Below are 17,661 nucleotides of genomic sequence, written 5' to 3'. Positions count from 1 at the left end.
TGCGCATGTCCATCACGGCACTCCCCTCGGCACTGGCCTGCGCGCTCTGGCGCGTCGACCTCGATACCCCGCCCGCGCCCGACGCGCTGCGCGGCCTGTCGCAGGCCGAGGCTGACCGGGCACGCCGCTTCGTCTTCGCACGCGACCGCAGCCGCTACCAGGCGGCCCACGTCGCGCTGCGCCAGACGCTTGCCGGCCCGGCGCGCCGCCATGCGGCCCAGTTGCACTTCACCGCGGGCAGCTTCGGCAAGCCGAAGCTGGAGGCCGCGACGGGCGTGCACTTCAACCTGAGCCACAGCCAGGGCGTGGGCCTGATCGCGCTGAGCGAGCAGGCCGAGATCGGCGTCGACATCGAACTGGTGCGCCCCATGCCCGATGCGGATGAACTCGCCGCCAACTACTTCGACGAGGCCGAGCAGGCCGCGCTCGCGGCCATCGAGCCCGGGCCGGCGCATGACCTCGCCTTCTTCCGCTGCTGGACGCGCAAGGAAGCCTGCCTCAAGGCTGTCGGCGTGGGCCTCGGGCTCGACACGCGCTCGTTCCATGTCGGCATCCGGCCGGTGGCGATGCACGTGGCGATGCCGCTGGACGGCGGGCCGATGCACCTGGCGCTGGTGTCCACCGACGGCGGCGACGGCGCGGTGGCGGCGCTGGCCATGGTGCTGACCGTCAAGGCCGGCGCAACCGAGGAATGCGAGGCATGCGCATGACCCCGCTCATGTTCGGACCTTCATCACGCCAGTTGTTCGGGCTGTTCCACCCTGCCGAACGGGTCGGCGCAACGGCAGTGCTGATCTGCCCGCCCTTCGGCCAGGAAGCCATCCGCGCGCATCGGCTGGTGCGCGTGCTGGCGGATCGGTTGGCGCGCTCCGGCGTGTCGGTGCTGCGCTTCGATTACTACGGCAGCGGCGACTCGCCCGGCGACGAATCCGAGGCCGAGCTCGAAGGCTGGCGTCGCGATGTCTGCGTGGCCCACGAGGAACTGGTCCGCCTGACCGAGGCGCGCAACGTGGTCTGGCTCGGCGCCCGGCTCGGTGCGGCGGTGGCGATCATGGCTGCGCACAGCGGGCGCTGCGACCCTGCGCGATTGTTGCTATGGGACCCGATCGTCGACGGCAAGGACTACCTCTCGCAGTTGCGGGAGCGGCACGTCGACGCACTGGAGCGCTCCTTCGTCGTGCCCAAGGCCGAATGGCGCCGCCAGTTGGCCCAGCCGCCCGAGACCTTCACCGGCGAACTGCTCGGCTTCGAGATCTCGCCGGTGCTGCATGGGCAGCTGCGCGCGCTCGACGCCGCCTCGCTGCCGCTGACCGCGCTCTACCAGACAACCGCTCTCGCGAGCGAAGACGACGTCGCGACCCGCCATTGGGCCGAGGGCGAGCTGGCGCGGCACATGCCGTTGCGCCTGCTGCCCTTCAAGCATCCAATGGAATGGGTCTCCGATCCACATCCCCACAATGCCATGGTGCCAGCCGAAGCTGTGCAGCGCCTGCTGGCGGAAGTAGGTAAGTGACATGAAAGAAACACCGGTTCTTTTCGGCGGCGACAGTTCCCTCGTCGGCATCGTCACGACGCCGAGCGAGGAAGGACGCATGGCGCCCGTCGCTTGCCTCATGCTCAACATGGGTGCCACGCACCGCGTCGGCCCGCACCGCGCCAACGTCAAGCTGGCACGGCACATGTCGTCGGAGTACGGCATCAGCAGCATCCGCTTCGACCTGGCCGGCCTGGGCGACAGCGGCGCGCCGGCCAGCGCCAACCACTACATGACGCAGGTGGTGTTCGACATGCAGGCCGCGATGAACCTCATCGAGACCATGCTCGGCATCCGCCGCTTCATCGTGATCGGCCTGTGCTCCGGCTCGACCAACGGCATGGCCGCCGCGATGGTGGACCCGCGCATCGTCGGCATCCTGATGTTCGACAGCTACGCGTTCCCGACCCGGCGCGCGCAGCTGGAACTCACCCTGCGCCGCGCCATGGCCGCGCCGACCAACCCGGCCGTGATCGCCAAGTCCATCCGCTGGCTGCATCGCAAGTTCTCGGCCAAGGCAGCGGCGGCGGCAGCGCCGGTCAACTTCATGCGGGCCGTGTCGCGCGAGGAAACGGAAGCGACCTTCCACCGCTCGATGACCGAACTGGTGGGCCGTGGCGTCGCGCTGTTCTTCCTCTACACCGGGACGAAGCACGTGCGCGACCGCGGCCGCGACCAGCTTGGCCGCTTCGCGTCGGAGCCGTACGCCCAGCACATCGATTACCAGTTCATCGCCGAGATCGACCACAGCATCACCACGCTGGCCTCGCAGCACACCTTCCAGGCAGTGGTGAGCGAATGGGTGCTGCGGGTGGTGGCCGGGCGGACGCCGGCGCAGCAGCATCGCGCAGCGGGAAGCAAGCCGGTGACGGTGAACGCGCCGCTGCAGGCGAGCGTGACGCCGCGCCTGCTGGGCCCGGTCGGGTCACATTAGCCCACCCCCGAAGCGCCTGCGGCGCTACCCCCTTCAAGAGGGCGCACCCAGCGGCCCGGCAAAGCCGGTTCCGCGGGTGCCCACGAACAGGCTTCGCTGTTGCTCGCCGCTGACCCCGGCTATTGGTGAGCCACCACGCCCACAGTGCGCTCCCCCGGCAAGCTCAACAAAGGCCCGGTGCCGCTGTACCGGTCCAGCGCCAGGTAGATCGCCGGCGTGATGTAGAGCGTGATCACCTGCGAGAAGATCAGCCCGCCCACCACGGCCACGCCCAGCGGTTGCCGCAACTCTGCGCCCGCCCCCAGGCCCAGCGCCAGCGGCAGCGCACCCATGAGCGCGGCCAGCGTGGTCATCAGGATCGGGCGGAAGCGCAGGCGGCAGGCCTCGCGGATCGCGTCGACCGGCCGCATGCCTTCGGTGCGCTGCGCGTCCAGCGCGAAGTCGATCAGCATGATCGCGTTCTTCTTGACGATGCCGATTAGCAGCAGGATGCCGATGGTCGCGATCAGCGTCAGGTCGAAGCCGAACAGCTTGAGCGACAGCAGCGCGCCGACCGCCGCAGAGGGTAGGCCCGCGAGGATGGTGAGTGGGTGGATGTAGCTCTCGTACAGCACGCCCAGCAGCACGTAGATCACCAGCACCGCCAGGATCAGCAGCACCGCCTGGCTGCCCTGCGAACTCTGGAATACCGCCGCATCGCCGCCGTAGCTGGTGATGATCGACTCGGGCATCTTGATGTCCTGCTTGAATTGGTCGATCTTCGCGGTCGCATTGCCCAGCGGCACGTCGGGCCCGAGGTTGAAGGACAGCGTGATGGCCTGCAACTGGCCCTGGTGGTTGACCGCCGTCGGGCCGATGGTGCGGCGCACGGTGGTGAACGCGGTCAGCGGCACCAGTTGGCCGGCCTTGTTGCGCACCGACAGCCGCGACATGTCCTGTTCGAACTGGCGGTCGTTGTCGGCCGCCGACAGGATCACCTGGTAGGTGTTGCTGGCGCCGTAGATGCTGCCGATCTGGCGGTCGCCGTAGGCGTTGTACAGGGCGGTGCGCAGGTCGCCGACCTGCACGCCGAGCACGCCGGCCTTGTCGCGGTCGATGTCGAGCGTGGCCTGCAGGCCGCGGTTCTGCGAATCGCTTGTGACGTCGCGGAAGTCGGGGTCGGCGCGCATGCGCTCCATCATCTTGCCGGCCCATTCGCCCATCGCGCCGGCGTTCACGCTCTGCAGCGTGTACTGGTAGCGTGCCTTGCTCTGGCGACCACCCAGGCGCAGGTTCTGCACCGGCTGCATGTAGACGGCGATGCCCGGGATCTCGCGGAAACGCTTGCGCAGTGATTCAAGCACCTGCGGCATCTTCATGCGCTCGCTGCGCGGCTTGAGCACGGCGAACAGGCGGCCCGCGTTCTGCGTGGCGGTCGGCCCGCCGGCGCCGACGAAGGAGGTCACGTAGGCCACGTTGGGATCGGCCTGCAGCGCGTCGGACACGCGTGCCTGCAAGGTCTTCATGGCGGTGAAGGAGATGTCCTCGGAGGCCTCGGTCGTGATCTGGATCTGGCCGATGTCTTCCTCGGGGAAGAAGCCCTTCGGGATGGTGACGAACAACCAGGCGGTGACGACGAAGGTCAGGCCGGCCAAGCCCAGCATGATCGGACGGTGCTTCAGCGTCCAGTCGAGCGAGCGCATGTAGCCGCCGTGCGTGGCCTGGTAGAGGCGTTCGAAAGCGCGGCCGATCGCGGTGCCGGGCTCGGGATGCACTTCCTCATGGTCGAGCTTGCCGGGCTCGTGGTCGACCTGCTTGAGCAAGCGGCTCGCGAGCATCGGCACCAGCGTGAGCGACACGATCGCCGACACCAGCACCGCCAGCGCCACCACCACCGCGAACTCGTGGAACAAGAGGCCGATGACGCCCGGCATGAAGAAGATCGGGATGAACACCGCCACCAGCGAGATCGAAATCGAGACGATGGTGAAGCCCACCTCGCGCGCGCCGCGCAGCGCGGCGGCCATCGGCGGCATGCCCTTCTCGACGTAGCGCATGATGTTCTCGAGCACCACGATCGCGTCGTCCACCACCAGCCCCACGGCCAGCGTGATGCCGAGCAGCGACACGTTGTCGAGGCTGTAGCCGAAGGCATAGAGCAGCGCCACGGCTCCGATCAGCGAGATCGGAATGGTGGCGGCCGGGATCAGCGTGGCCACCAGCCGGTGCAGGAACAGGAAGATCACCAGCACCACCAGCAGGATGGTGCCGATCAGCGTGAGCTGCACGTCATGCACCGCCTCGCGGATCGAGAGGGACCGGTCGTTGACCATGTCGATCTGCACGGACTGCGGCAGCTCGGCCTTGAAGCGCGGCAGCAGCGCACGAACCGCGTCGACCACCTGCACGGTGTTGGCATTGGGCTGGCGCTGCACGGCCAGCGTGATCGAGTCCTTGCCGTTGTAGCTGCTCGCCGTCTTCACCGACTCGAAGCTGTCCTCGATGGTCGCGACCTCGTCGAGCCGCACCGGCGCACCGTTGCGCTGGCCGACGATGACGCGGGCAAAGTCGGCGGCTTTCAGCATCTGCTCGTTGGCTTGGATGGTCAGCGTCTGGCGCGGGCCGTCGAGCACGCCCACCGGCGTGTTGGCATTGGCCAGGCGCACCGCGTTGGCCAGTTCGTCGAGCGTGATGTTGCGGGCGTTCAACAGATTGGCGTCGGCCTTGATGCGCACCGCGAAGGCCTTGCGCCCGTACACCGCCACCTGCGCCACGCCGTCGATGGTCGAGAGCGTGGGCGAGATCAGGTTCTCGGCATAGTCGTTCAGCTCGGTCGGGTTCATCGAATCCGACTGCAGCGAGATGAACAGCACCGGTGCGTCGGCCGGGTTGACCTTGCGGTACGACGGCATCTGCGTCAGTTCCGCCGGGAGCTGGCGTTGCGCCCGCAGCAGCGCAGCCTGCACGTCGACCGCGGCCGCGTCGATGTCGCGGGTGCTCACGAATTCCAGCGTCAGCGAGGTCACGCCCTGCGTGTTGGTCGAACTGATGGTCTGCAGGCCGGGGATGGTGGAGAACTGCTTCTCCAGCGGCAGCGCGACCGACGAGGCCATCGTGTCCGGACTCGCGCCCGGCAGTTGCGCATTGACGTTGATGACCGGCGTGTTGTAGCTCGGCAGGGCCGCCACCGGAATGCTGAAGTAGGCAAAGATGCCGATCACCACCACCGCCGCGGACAGCAGCACCGTCATCGCGGGACGACGGATGCAAAGCTCCGAGACGTTCATGACTTCACCTGCCTGGGCAGCGCGTCCGCTTGCCCCGGCGAAAGCGACGCGGGCGACACGGCCGACGAAGGCTCGCCCGGTGCAGTCCTGGGCGCGGCCGGCTTCTCGACCCGCACCTTGCCGCCCGGGCGCACGTTCTGCTTGCCCTCGATGACCACCTGCTCGCCCGGTTCGATCCCGGTCACCACCACCTGCGTGCCGAAGGTGTACGGGGTCTTGACCTGGCGCCGCGTCGCCTTCTGCTCGGCGTCGACCACATAAACCGACACGCCGTCGCCCAGCATCATCAGCGCGGCAGCGGGCACCACGGTCGCGTCACGCAGCGTGCGCACGGTGACGCGCGTGGCCACGAACTGGCCGGGCCACAGCGCCTGGTCCTCGTTGCCGAACACCGCCTTGGCGCGCACCGTGCCGATCTGCGGGTCGACCGTGTTGTCGACGAAGTTCAGCACGCCCATCAGCGGCTTCTTCCGGCCGGCAACCACGGCCTCCACCGGCGTCTGCGTCCGCGCCGCGGCCAACAGGTCCTGCAACTGCCCTTCCGGCACGGGGAAGCTCACCGCGATCGGGTCCAACTGGGTGATGGTGACCATCGGCACCGTGGGCTGCGCGAGGCTGCCCGGATAGATGGCGACCGCGCCGATGCGCCCGGCGATCGGTGCGCGCAAGGTCGCATAGCCCAGCGCCACCTGCGCCGATTGCACGGCGGCACGGTCCGCGGCAATGGCGGCCTTCTGGGCTTCCAGTTGCGAAAGGATCGTGTCGACCGCGCTCTTGGCGATGAAGCCCTGCCCCACCATTTCCTGACCGCGCCGGTACTGGCGCTCATAGTCGGCCAGCGTGGCCTCGTCCTTCTGCTGCTGGGCGCGGGCCTTGGCCAGGTTGGCCTGGTCGGGCCGGTCGTCGAGCGTGAACAGCAACTGCCCCGCCTTGACGAACTGCCCCTCCTTCACATGCACCTCGCGCACGGTGTTGGTGACTTGCGGACGCAGGTCGACGCTGTTGAGCGACACCACGCTGCCGTTGACTTCCACCGTGACCGGCACGGTTTGCTTCAGCGCGGCGCTGAGCGTCACCAGTGCCGGCGCGGCCACCGGCGCGCCGGCGCCATCGGCCTTGGCCGCGGCCTGCTGCCTGTGGCCCGCCCACCACCAGCCCCCGGCTGCGGCGACGGCCAACACGCCGGCAAGGGTGACAACAATTTTTTTCTTCATGGAACGACTTGCAAGGTACTGCCAGCATCGAGTAAAAAACGCCAGCTTGTTTACGAATAGTCACCATTGGACCAGTGGTCGAGGGGTGGAGTCCACAACCGGCAAAAAGATTGATCCAACGCCAGCGAAGGATCGCATTCCAGCCCTTGGGGAATTCCCTGAGGCCCCTCGGTAGAATCGCCGCTTCACAGCCTCTGGATATACCCCATGAATCGCTGCAAAAAATCCGCCACAACTCAAATCCTGCTAGCGCTTTCCCTTGGCTTGGCCAGTGCGGTCGGCCCTCTCGCCACCGACGCGCAAGCCCAGGTCTCGCCCGAGGCCGTCATCGGCGGTCGCAACTTTCCGACCGGCACCCTGCGCGGCAAGCTGCTGATCCTCAATGCTCCCGAGGTCATGCTCGACGGCCAGCCCGGCCGGCTCTCGCCCGGCGCCCGCATCCGCAGCCCGCAGAACATGCTGGTCATGGTGGGCGCCATCCAGGGGCAGAAGTTCCTTGTCAACTACACGCGCGACCCGGCCGGACTGGTGTCGCAGGTGTGGATCCTGACGCCAGAGGAAGCCTCCATCGAGCGGGAAACGGCCGAGCGGCCGTTCCTGAATTTCTGGCCCTTCGTAGCCGCCAGCCGGCCCCATGACGACGGCAAGACGCCGTTCGACCAACTGCCGAAATACGGCGAATAGGGCCGCGAACAGGGCCCTGCGCCAGGAACCCTTGAACACAGGGGGCGCAAGGGCTTCGCAACTGCCGCGGGAGAAATGCCGGCGATCCGGCCTACGCTCCTTGTGGCTGCATCCCGCCCTCCACGAATTCGTTTGCGTCCATCGCGTGCGACAGTGCCCACGATGGACATCGCCCCCAGGGAAACAACATGTCCAAAAAAGTATTTATCAAGACCTTCGGCTGCCAGATGAACGAGTACGACTCGGACAAGATGGCCGACGTGCTGAACGCAGCCCAGGGCTACGAACCCACGCAGAACGTCGACGAGGCCGACCTGATCCTGTTCAACACCTGCTCGGTGCGCGAGAAGGCGCAGGAGAAGGTGTTCAGCGACCTCGGCCGCGTGAAGCACCTGAAGGCCAAGGGCGTGAAGATCGGCGTGGGCGGCTGCGTGGCCAGCCAGGAAGGCGAGGCGATCATCGCCCGCGCGCCCTACGTCGACATCGTGTTCGGCCCGCAGACCCTGCACCGCCTGCCCGAGATGCTGAACCAGCGCGAGTCGCAGGGCCGGCCGCAGGTGGACATCAGCTTCCCCGAGATCGAGAAGTTCGACCACCTGCCGCCAGCGCGCGTCGAGGGCGCGACGGCTTTCGTGTCGATCATGGAAGGCTGCTCCAAGTACTGCAGCTACTGCGTGGTGCCCTACACCCGTGGCGAAGAAGTCAACCGCCCGTTCGACGACGTGCTGGTCGAGGTCGCCGGGCTGGCCGACCAGGGCGTGCGCGAGATCACGCTGCTGGGCCAGAACGTGAATGCCTATCGCGGCAAGATGGGCGACACCGCCGAGATCGCCGACTTCGCGCTGCTGATCGAATACATCGCCGAGATCCCCGGCATCGAGCGCATCCGCTACACGACCAGCCATCCGAACGAGTTCACGCCGCGCCTGATCGAGGCCTATGCGAAGGTGCCGCAACTCGTCTCGCACCTGCACCTGCCCGTACAGCACGGCAGCGACCGCATCCTGATGGCGATGAAGCGCGGCTACACGGCGATGGAATACAAGAGCACGGTCCGCAAGCTGCGCGCCATCCGTCCGGAACTGGCCCTGAGCAGCGACTTCATCGTCGGCTTCCCTGGCGAGACGGACGAGGACTTCGCGAAGATGATGAAGCTCATCCACGACTGCGACTTCGACGCCAGCTTCAGCTTCATCTTCAGCCCGCGCCCTGGTACACCGGCCGCGGCGCTGCATGACGACACGCCGCACGACGTGAAGCTCGCGCGCCTGCACGAACTGCAGGCCGTGATCGACCTGAACGTCAAGCGCTTCGGCAACGCGCTGGTCGGGCAGACCCGGCGCGTGCTCGTCGAAGGCGCCTCGCGCAAGGACGCCACCGAACTCATGGGCCGCACCGAATGCAACCGCGTCGTCAACTTCGCCGGCGACCCGCGCCTGGTCGGCCAGATGATCGACCTGCGCATCACGAAGTCGCTGGCCTACACGTTGCGCGGCGAGGTGCCGATCCGCGACGACATCACCGCGCCGGCCACCGCCCCCGCGGCGCTCGCCACCTGATGCCCACATCAAAATATTCCCGCGGCTCGTTCCAGCAACTGCTGCTGTTCGCGTTCCTCGTCATCACTGCGCTGCTGGTGGGTGTGGCCTTGCGCTCGCTGTTCCAGTACGAAACCTTGATGACCGAGAGCCGCAACGCGGCGGCACGCGCGCTGGCGCTGTCCGGCGGCGCGCAGTCGCTGGCCGAGCGCAGCGCGGCGATGGAGCGCGCGGGCCGGCAGTCGCTGGTGCTGAACGACGCGATGCTGCGCCGCCGCTTCAACGATGCGGTGCGCGACGCCACCGCCGTCGTCGGAAAGCTGGTGGACAACGGCCTGCCGCCGGAGTCGGTGGTCGGCTGGCGCGAGCAGCTCGGCGCGATCGAAGGGCTCATGGACGGCCCCGGCGACACCGCGCTGGCCCGCGAGAACAGCGTGGCCCTGCAGTTCCGCGAACTCGACGGGTTCAACACGGCCATCGCGCAGCAGGCGCAGAACCTGATCGAGACGCAGAACAATGCGCTGGCCGAACGCATCCAGAACGCCGGCGAACGGCTCATGCGCCAGGTGCTGGCGGCCAGCGCGCTGGCGGTCTCGCTGGCGCTGGCCTTTGGCGTGTGGCTGGCACGGCCCTTCAAGCGCATCGAGCGCGCCATCGTCGGGCTCGGGCAGAACCGCCTGGACGAGCCGATCAACATCCGTGGCCCGGTCGACGTGCGGCGCGTGTCGCAGCAGCTCGAATGGCTGCGCCTGCGGCTGACCGAACTGGATGCCGACAAGGCGCGTTTTTTGCGTCACGTGTCGCATGAACTCAAGACCCCACTCGCCGCGCTCCGCGAAGGCGTTTCCTTGCTGGAGGACGGCGTGACCGGCGCGCTCAACCCGGCCCAGCGCGAGGTCACGCAGATCCTGCAGCAGAACACGCTGTCGCTGCAGGGCCAGATCGAGGCGCTGCTGCGCTTCAATGCAGCAGCCTTCGAGGCGCGCGAACTGCGGCGCGAGCGCACCGCGCTGCTGCCGCTGATCGAGGAACAGATCGACGCGCAACGCCTGCAATGGCAGGCCCAGGGCCTCAAGGTACGGGCCGAAGGCGAGCCCGTCACGGCCACGGTCGACCCGGTCAAGCTGGGCACGGCCATCGCCAACCTGCTGTCGAACGCGATCCGCTTCTCGACGCGCGGCGGCACCATCACCATTGCCGTGTCGCATGAGCCAGGCGTGGCCCGCATCGACATCAGCGACGCCGGGCCCGGCATTGCACCGGCCGATCGCGACCGCGTCTTCGAACCCTTTTTCCGCGGCGAACGCCAGCCGGAGCATGCGGTCAAAGGCACAGGCATCGGCCTTTCGATCGTGCAGGAGTACATTGCTGCACATGGTGGCAATATCACGCTGCTGCCCGACGGCCCCGGCGCACGTTTTCGCATCGAGCTACCCCGCGCCGCATGAGCCGGATATCCCTGTTTCCCTTTTCATGTTGTTCCACATCGTTCGCAGAACCTCGCGGGTGACCGCGATTGCTTTGCCGTTGCTCCTGGCCGGCTGCGCCTTGCCCTCGGTGATCAAGCCCGCGGTCCAGGCTCCGCCGCCGCCACCGCCGATGCCGCGCGTGACACCGGTCGAAGTCGAGCCGACCGCGCCGGCGACGCGCCTGTTGCCGCCGTCCGCCGACAGCCCTTCGCCCAGCGCGACAGTTCTCGCCTACGCCGACCGGATCCGGCCCCTTGGCGGGAACGAACTGGGCAACGAGATCGCGCGCCTCGGCGATCCCGCCGATTCCCCGGTAGGACAGATGCAACTGGCGATCGCGCTGGCGCAGACACGCAACCCGCCCGACCTGGTGCGCGCGCTCAGCCTGATGCAGCGCGTGATCGGCAACCCAGCCGCCGAGGCACAGTCGCTGCAGCCGCTGGCCCGTGCGCTCGCACAGCGCTATGTGGAACAACGCCGCGTCGAGGAAGATCGCGACCGCCAGGCGCAGCAGGTGCGCGAAGCTCAGCGGCGCATCGACCAGTTGAACGACCGGATGGAAGCGCTGCGCGCCATCGAGCGAAGCTTCGGCCGCCCCAGCAACACCATCAGGGCCACGCCATGAACGCCGGTCGCACCGCAGTGCGAAGCACCACGAAAGTCGTCCCGTGACCGATACGACATCGCCCGGGGCGCGCCTGCTGGTGGTCGACGACGACCCCGACATGCTGCGCCTGCTCTCGATGCGGCTGAACTCGGCCGGCTACCAGGTCACGGCCGTGACCTCGGCCGAATCCGCGCTCACGCAGCTGGAAATCGAACACCCGCAACTGGTGCTGAGCGACGTGCGGCTGCCCGGCAAGGACGGCCTCGCGCTGTTCGACGAGATCCGCAAGCGCCATCCTTCCCTGCCGGTGATCCTGCTGACCGCGCACGGCACCATTCCGGATGCGGTCGAGGCCACCGCGCGCGGCGTCTTCACCTACCTGACCAAGCCCTACGAGGCGCGCGAGCTGCTCGAGAAGATCGGCCAGGCGCTGGCCCTCGGCGCCCCGGTCCACCTGCCCAGCAAGGGCAGCGACGAAAGCTGGCGCGCCGAGATCGTGAGCCGCAGCAACCGCATGGCCGAAGTGCTGGCCGAGGCCCGCATGATCGCCAAGTCGGACGCCAGTGTGCTGCTGCGCGGCGACAGCGGCGCCGGCAAGGAACTGCTGGCCCGGGCCATCCACCGTGCCAGCGCGCGCGCCGAGAAGCCCTTCGTCGCCGTCAATTGCGGCGCGATCCCGGAGGCGCTGCTCGAGTCGGAACTGTTCGGCCACATGAAGGGCGCCTTCACCGACGCCGTGGCCAACCACAAGGGCCTGTTCCAGCAGGCCGACGGCGGCACGCTGCTGCTCGACGAGATCGGCGACATGCCGCCGGCCCTGCAGGTCAAGCTGCTGCGCGTGCTGCAGGAGCGCGCGGTGCGGCCGCTCGGCGGCAGCCAGTCGATCGCGGTCGACGTGCGCATCATCTCGGCCACCCATCGCGACCTCGATGCCGCGATGGAAGCCGGCCAGTTCCGCGAAGACCTCTATTACCGTCTCAACGTCGTGACACTGACGCTGCCGCCGCTCAGCGCGCGGCGCGAAGACATCCCGCTGCTCGCCAACCACTTCCTGAACCGACTGTCGGCGAAGTACGGCAAGCGGCTCTCGGGCTTCGCGCCCGAGGCGCTCAAGGCGCTGACGACTTCCGCGTGGCCCGGCAACGTGCGGCAACTCTTCAACGTGGTGGAACAGGTGTGCGCCCTGTCGACCTCGCCGCTGATCCCTCTGTCGCTGGTGCAGCGGGCGCTGCGCGTGCCGACGGTCGAGGTGCAGACCTACGCCGAAGCCAAGCAGCGCTTCGAGCGCGACTACCTGGTGGGCCTGTTGAAGCTGACCGACGGCAACGTGGCCGATGCGGCCCGCATGGCCGACCGCAACCGCACCGAGTTCTACCGGCTGCTGCAGAAGCACGAACTGACACCAGGCCTGTTCAAGTCCGACGCCGGCGGCGGCCCCGGCGAGCCTGTCGCCGAGGAGCGACGCAGCTAAGTCTTTGATTTCATTGAGTTATCGAAATTGAACGGCGGGGCTTGTCGCCGTGCGGCGACAAAAGCGGAGGTTTCCACCCCTCCCGGACCCGAAATCTCGGGTAAACCCCATGTAAAGCGACGCAAGTCGTTGATGCACAAGCTGAATTCCCTGCTGGCACAGGTATTGCCCCTGTACTGGCATGACAGCACATCTCAGCCCCACATTCGCACTGCGTTCGCAGCGCGACGGCCTCCGTCAAAAACGGGTTTCGCTCTCGCGTCCCCGTGGCGCGGCACATCCGCACGCGGCGCACGATGCGTCCAGCGGCGCGGCGCCTGATTGCGTCTTCAAGCGCTTTCCGGCAATCGGCGACACGCTTGGCTCTGCCAGGCAACACTGGTAGGCCGCCCCCATGAAGCCGAGCAACTATTCACAGCTGAGCACACTTCAGGCGCTGGTTGAAAGCGCCCCGGCGCGCAGCCCGTTGCGCGAAGAGCGTCATCCGAACTCCGTCACGGCCCCGCCGGTGAACCGCGGTTCCATGGCGCCGCGGCCGTGGCGCGGCTTCTGGAACAGCATCGGCACCGCCATGCTCGTGCGCCTGGGCGCCGGCGGCGCGCGCCGTTCGGCGCCTGTCGCGGCGCCGAAGAAAGAGGCGTGGGAACGCGCCGCACAACGACGCCGGCTCGCCTTCATGGCGCTGACCCTGTTCAGCACCGTGATCGCCGCCATGTTGTTTGCCAACATCCAGCCGGACTACGACAACGCCTGGCTCGAATACGGCCAGATCGGCCTCTATGCGCTGCTCTCCGGCTGGGTCGTCACCGGCTTCGTGACCGCGCTGATGGGTTTTTATGTTTCCGTGCGCGGAGACAAGCATGCGCTGTCGGTCAAGCAGGTGGCGGACCATCCGATGAACCCGGAAGCCCGCACCGCGATCATCATGCCGATCTGCAACGAAGACGTGGCCACGGTGTTCGCCGGCCTGCGCGCAACCTGCGAATCGGTCGCCTCCACCGGCAATGCCAGGCACTTCGACGTGTTCATCCTGTCGGACAGCTACGCCCCCGAGACCGCCGCCGCCGAGCGCGCCGCCTGGGAAGACCTGCGCGCCGCGCTGGCCACCAACCCGAGCCAGCCGCAGGTCGAGGTCTACTACCGCCTGCGCACCCGTCGCACGCACCGCAAGGCCGGCAACGTCGCCGACTTCTGCCGCCGCTGGGGCAAGGACTACCGCTACATGGTCGTGCTCGACGCCGACTCGGTGATGAGCGGCGACTGCCTGAGCTCGATGGTCAAGCTGATGGAAGCCAACCCGAGCGCCGGCATCATCCAGACCGCGACGCAGGCCATCGGCCACGTCACGCTGCACGCCCGGGCGCAGCAATTCGCATCGCGCGTCACGGGTCGCCTGTTCACGCTGGGCATGCAGTTCTGGCAACTCGGCGAGTCGCACTACTGGGGCCACAACGCGATCATCCGCGTCAAGCCCTTCATGGACCACTGCGCGCTGGCCCCGATCAAGGGCACCGGCGGCATGTCGGGCGGCATCATGTCGCACGACTTCGTCGAAGCCGCGTTGATGCGCCGCGCCGGTTATCACGTGTGGCTGGTGTCCGACCTGGTCGGCAGCTACGAACAGCAACCGCCGGATCTGCTGGCCGAGCTGACGCGTGACCGCCGCTGGTGCCAGGGCAACCTGCAGAACGCCCGCCTGGTGGCCGAGCCCGGCATCCACCCGGTGCACCGCGCGATGTTCGTGACCGGCACCATGGCTTATGTCTCGGCCCCGCTGTGGCTCGCGTTCCTGACGCTGGGCACCGCGCTCTGGCTGAGCGGCACCAGCCTGCTGGGCCAATGGGACGTGCTTCCGGCGGAACTCGCCGGGCTGTGGGTCTGGACGCTGTGCCTGCTGTTCCTGCCCCGCATCCTCGGCATTGCCGCCGTGATGATGCGTGGCGAGCAGAACCAGTACGGCGGGCTGTGGGGCCTGGTCAAGAGCGCCGCGCTCGAGAGCGCGTTGGCCATCGTGCAGGCGCCGGTCCGCATGATTGCGCACTCGCTGTTCGTGGTGGTCGCCCTCACCGGCATCAAGCTCGACTGGAAGTCGCCTCCGCGTGAAGCCAATGCCGTGCCGTGGCGCGATGCGGCTTCGACGCTGGCGCCGATGAGCCTGGTCGTGCTGGCCCTGGCCCTGGGCATCGCGCTGATCGACCCGAGTGCGTTGATCTGGCTGATGCCGGTTGGCCTGCCGCTGCTGCTGGCGATTCCGCTGACCGTGCTGACGAGCCAGATCGGGCTGGGCACCAGCCTGCGCGAACGCGGCTACCTGCTGATTCCGGAAGAGTCCCGCTCGCCTGCGGTGCTGCGCCGGGCGTGGATGCACGCGGTGCGTCTGGCGCGTCCTGCGGCGCTGACTGCCTGAGACCGCTTCTGGCAATGAGCGCCCCACTTTGTTGGGGCGCTTTTTCTTGGGTTCTGGAGCGGGAGCACGCCGACGGCGTACCTTGCTCCGTTCACGCACCCGAACGCCCGGGCATCACCCTCCCACATTCAAAACCCGATCGCCATCCGCCCCACCGGCACCGTCTCCGGAATCCCGAACTTCAGCGCCGCGGAATCCACATCCTTCGGGCTCCTGTACGTTCCGAACATCCGGTCCCAAATCGACAGCAGCACGCCGAAGTTGCTGTTGTAGTGCGCCGGGTTGTCGCTGTGGTGGATCTCGTGCGTGCGCGGCGTGACCAGCAGCCAGTCGACCCAGCCCAGCTTCCAGCGTACGTTCATGTGCATCCAGGCATTGGTCAGCGCATAGAGGCCGAACAAGCCGCTCGCCAGCCACCAGGGCGAGACGCCGAGCAGCGGGCTCGCGAAGATGTAGGGCAGGTTGAACAGCACCTGTTGCAGGATCGAACCCCTGCACCCGGCCAGCCAGTACATGTGTGTCGGCGAATGGTGCCAGCGGTGCACATGCCATAGCACACCGACGTGCACGAGCCTGTGCATCCAGTACGCGCCGAAATCCGCGACCAGAAGGTAGGCCAGCAAGCGCACCGGGAAGGGCCAGGTTCCGATGGCCTCGGGCCAAGGGCCCTGCACATGGAACCAGAGATTCAGGAAGAACGCCGCCTTGATCACCACGAACGCATAGAAGGCCTGGGCCACGAGGTCGCGCCATAGCACCTTGCGCCACTCAATTTCGCGCGCGCCCCAGCGCCATTCGAGCAGCCCGAAGATCGTCACCATCAACAGGAAGGCGGAGCCCTTGAGAACGAGGGGGTAGCTGAGGAGAGTGGACACGGGTGTTCGATGGAGATTGGACTGGCTTCGGAGTGTCAGGCAGTCGCGCGGCACCGAAGGGCCGACGGTGCGACTCCAGCGATTTGCCGCAGACGAACCGTGGAATGTGCCACGTCTCCCCAATCCGAGTGGCTATGCCTTACCCACCGGATTGAAGGCTCAGAAGCGCGGCATTCCGCCCCCGCCCCCACCCATCCCCGGCATGCCCTTCATGCCGCCCATGCGCTTCATCATCTTCATGAGGCCGCCGCCCTTCATCTTCTTCATCATCCCCTGCATCTGCTCGAACTCGTTGAGCAGCCGGTTCACTTCCTGGACCTGCACGCCGGCACCGGCCGCGATGCGGCGCTTGCGCGTGGCCTTGAGCAGCTCCGGCTTGCGGCGCTCCAGCGGGGTCATGCTGTTGATGATGCCTTCCTTGCGGCGGATGTCGCGCTCGGCGCGCGTGAGGTCGGCCTCGGTCGCCTTGGCCGCCATCTGCGAAGGCAGCTTGTCCATGATGCTGGAGAGGCCGCCCATCTGCTTCATCTGCTGCAACTGGCCGAGGAAGTCGTCCAGGTCGAAGCCGCCGCCGCTCTTGACCTTGTTCGCGAGCTTCTGCGCCGCGGCAACGTCGACGCCCGCCGTGACCTGCTCCACCAGCGCCACGATGTCGCCCATGCCCAGGATGCGGCCGGCATGCCGGTCGGCGTCGAACACCTCGAGGCCATCGATCTTCTCGCTGGTGCCGGCGAACTTGATCGGCACGCCGGTGATCTGCCGCACCGACAGCGCCGCGCCGCCGCGCGAATCGCCATCGGTCTTGGTGAGGATGATGCCGGTCAGCGGCAACGCGTCCTTGAAGGCCTTGGCGGTGTTGACCGCATCCTGGCCCTGCATGGCGTCGACGACGAAGAGCGTCTCGACCGGGTTCAACGCCGCATGCAGCTGCTTGATCTCGGTCATCAGCACTTCGTCGATCGCCAGGCGGCCGGCCGTGTCGACCAGCAGCACGTCGAAGAAGTGGCGGCGCGCATGGTCGATGGCGGCGCGGGCGATGTCGAGCGGCTTCTGGTCGGCGGTGCTCGGGAACCACTCGGCGCCGGCCTGCTTCGTCACGGTCTTCAACTGCTCGATGGCGGCCGGACGGTACACGTCGCCCGACACGGTCAGCACCTTCTTCTTGCGCTTCTCGATCAGGTGCTTGGCCAGCTTGGCCGTGGTCGTGGTCTTGCCGGCGCCCTGCAGGCCGGCCATGAGGATCACCGCCGGCGGTTGCGCCGCGAGGTTGATGTCCGACACGCCCTCGCCCATGGTCGCGGCCAGCTCGCGGTTGACGATGCCGACCAGCGCCTGGCCCGGCTTCAGCGAGCCCAGCACTTCCTGGCCGAGCGCCTTTTCCTTGACCCGCGCGACGAAATCGCGCACCACCGGCAAGGCCACGTCGGCCTCCAGCAGTGCCATGCGCACTTCGCGCAGCATGTCCTGCACGTTGGCCTCGGTGATGCGGGCCTGGCCGCTGACCTGCTTGACGAGGCGCGAGAACTTTTCAGAGAGAGCGTTGGCCATGAAGAGATGCCTTGTTGCCCGCTGCCGCGAGCCGATGGAAGACGAAAGAAACCCGGACAGTATGCGTGAGCCCGGTGGCTGCGGGGAATGCCGCGGAGCCGGTGGCGCCGGGCT

At 67.5% G+C, this 17,661-nt stretch carries 13 protein-coding genes; 9 read left to right on the top strand and 4 right to left on the bottom strand.

Annotation, left to right across the window (positions count from 1 at the left end; genetic code table 11):
• Window positions 1-5 precede the first annotated feature (5 nt).
• From HB681_RS01630 to HB681_RS01620, 3 genes are read left to right on the top strand one after another with little or no spacing between them, the layout of a single operon-like run.
• Entirely contained in the window at window positions 6-710 is a 705-nt protein-coding gene (locus tag HB681_RS01630; protein WP_213952994.1) for a 4'-phosphopantetheinyl transferase superfamily protein, read from the top strand.
• Complete coding sequence (locus tag HB681_RS01625; RefSeq protein ID WP_213952993.1) at window positions 701-1,513, top strand: alpha/beta hydrolase; 813 nt, start codon at window positions 701-703, stop codon at window positions 1,511-1,513. Before HB681_RS01630 ends, HB681_RS01625 begins: the two co-directional genes overlap by 10 nt.
• A gap of 1 nt (window position 1,514) precedes the next feature.
• Window positions 1,515-2,468, top strand: a complete 954-nt coding sequence (locus HB681_RS01620) for an alpha/beta fold hydrolase (RefSeq protein ID WP_213952992.1) — start codon at window positions 1,515-1,517, stop codon at window positions 2,466-2,468.
• Window positions 2,469-2,587: 119 nt separating this feature from the next.
• On the opposite strand, the gene HB681_RS01615 is transcribed toward HB681_RS01620, so the two are convergent.
• A complete protein-coding gene (locus tag HB681_RS01615) occupies window positions 2,588-5,734 on the bottom strand; it encodes an efflux RND transporter permease subunit (RefSeq protein WP_213952991.1) in 3,147 nt (1,048 codons plus the stop codon).
• Window positions 5,731-6,948 carry an efflux RND transporter periplasmic adaptor subunit gene (locus tag HB681_RS01610; protein ID WP_213952990.1) on the bottom strand — a complete coding sequence of 406 codons (1,218 nt, stop codon included), beginning with the start codon at window positions 6,946-6,948 and terminating at the stop codon, window positions 5,731-5,733. Before HB681_RS01610 ends, HB681_RS01615 begins: the two co-directional genes overlap by 4 nt.
• A gap of 207 nt (window positions 6,949-7,155) precedes the next feature.
• Between HB681_RS01610 and HB681_RS01605 the strand changes: the two genes are divergently transcribed.
• The 6 genes from HB681_RS01605 to mdoH all read left to right on the top strand — a co-directional run bounded on the left by HB681_RS01605 (window position 7,156) and on the right by mdoH (window position 15,124).
• The gene (locus HB681_RS01605; protein ID WP_213952989.1) at window positions 7,156-7,632 is read left to right on the top strand and encodes a hypothetical protein; all 477 of its coding nucleotides are present in this window, start codon (window positions 7,156-7,158) and stop codon (window positions 7,630-7,632) included.
• Window positions 7,633-7,820: 188 nt separating this feature from the next.
• The gene (gene miaB / locus HB681_RS01600; protein WP_213952988.1) at window positions 7,821-9,191 is read left to right on the top strand and encodes a tRNA (N6-isopentenyl adenosine(37)-C2)-methylthiotransferase MiaB; all 1,371 of its coding nucleotides are present in this window, start codon (window positions 7,821-7,823) and stop codon (window positions 9,189-9,191) included.
• Window positions 9,191-10,618, top strand: coding sequence for a HAMP domain-containing sensor histidine kinase (locus tag HB681_RS01595; protein WP_213952987.1), 1,428 nt, complete (start codon window positions 9,191-9,193; stop codon window positions 10,616-10,618). The genes miaB and HB681_RS01595 overlap by 1 nt, the downstream gene beginning before the upstream one ends.
• A 58-nt stretch (window positions 10,619-10,676) precedes the next feature.
• Window positions 10,677-11,264: a hypothetical protein gene (locus tag HB681_RS01590; RefSeq protein ID WP_345944607.1), complete on the top strand. Its 588-nt coding sequence runs from the start codon at window positions 10,677-10,679 to the stop codon at window positions 11,262-11,264.
• Between the two features lie 43 nt (window positions 11,265-11,307).
• Complete coding sequence (locus HB681_RS01585) at window positions 11,308-12,717, top strand: sigma 54-interacting transcriptional regulator (RefSeq protein ID WP_213952985.1); 1,410 nt, start codon at window positions 11,308-11,310, stop codon at window positions 12,715-12,717.
• A gap of 394 nt (window positions 12,718-13,111) precedes the next feature.
• A complete protein-coding gene (gene mdoH / locus HB681_RS01580) occupies window positions 13,112-15,124 on the top strand; it encodes a glucans biosynthesis glucosyltransferase MdoH (protein WP_213952984.1) in 2,013 nt (670 codons plus the stop codon).
• A gap of 128 nt (window positions 15,125-15,252) precedes the next feature.
• Here mdoH and HB681_RS01575 read toward each other — a convergent pair whose 3' ends face one another.
• Complete coding sequence (locus HB681_RS01575) at window positions 15,253-15,999, bottom strand: sterol desaturase family protein (RefSeq protein ID WP_213952983.1); 747 nt, start codon at window positions 15,997-15,999, stop codon at window positions 15,253-15,255.
• Window positions 16,000-16,158: 159 nt separating this feature from the next.
• Window positions 16,159-17,547: a signal recognition particle protein gene (ffh, locus tag HB681_RS01570; protein WP_213952982.1), complete on the bottom strand. Its 1,389-nt coding sequence runs from the start codon at window positions 17,545-17,547 to the stop codon at window positions 16,159-16,161.
• Between the last annotated feature and the right edge of the window lie 114 nt (window positions 17,548-17,661).

The sequence above is a fragment of the Variovorax sp. dw_954 genome (assembly GCF_018449755.1).
GTDB lineage: Bacteria > Pseudomonadota > Gammaproteobacteria > Burkholderiales > Burkholderiaceae_C > Variovorax.
Note: the sequence above shows the minus strand (reverse complement) of the source record. Positions and strands in the feature narration are given on the sequence as shown.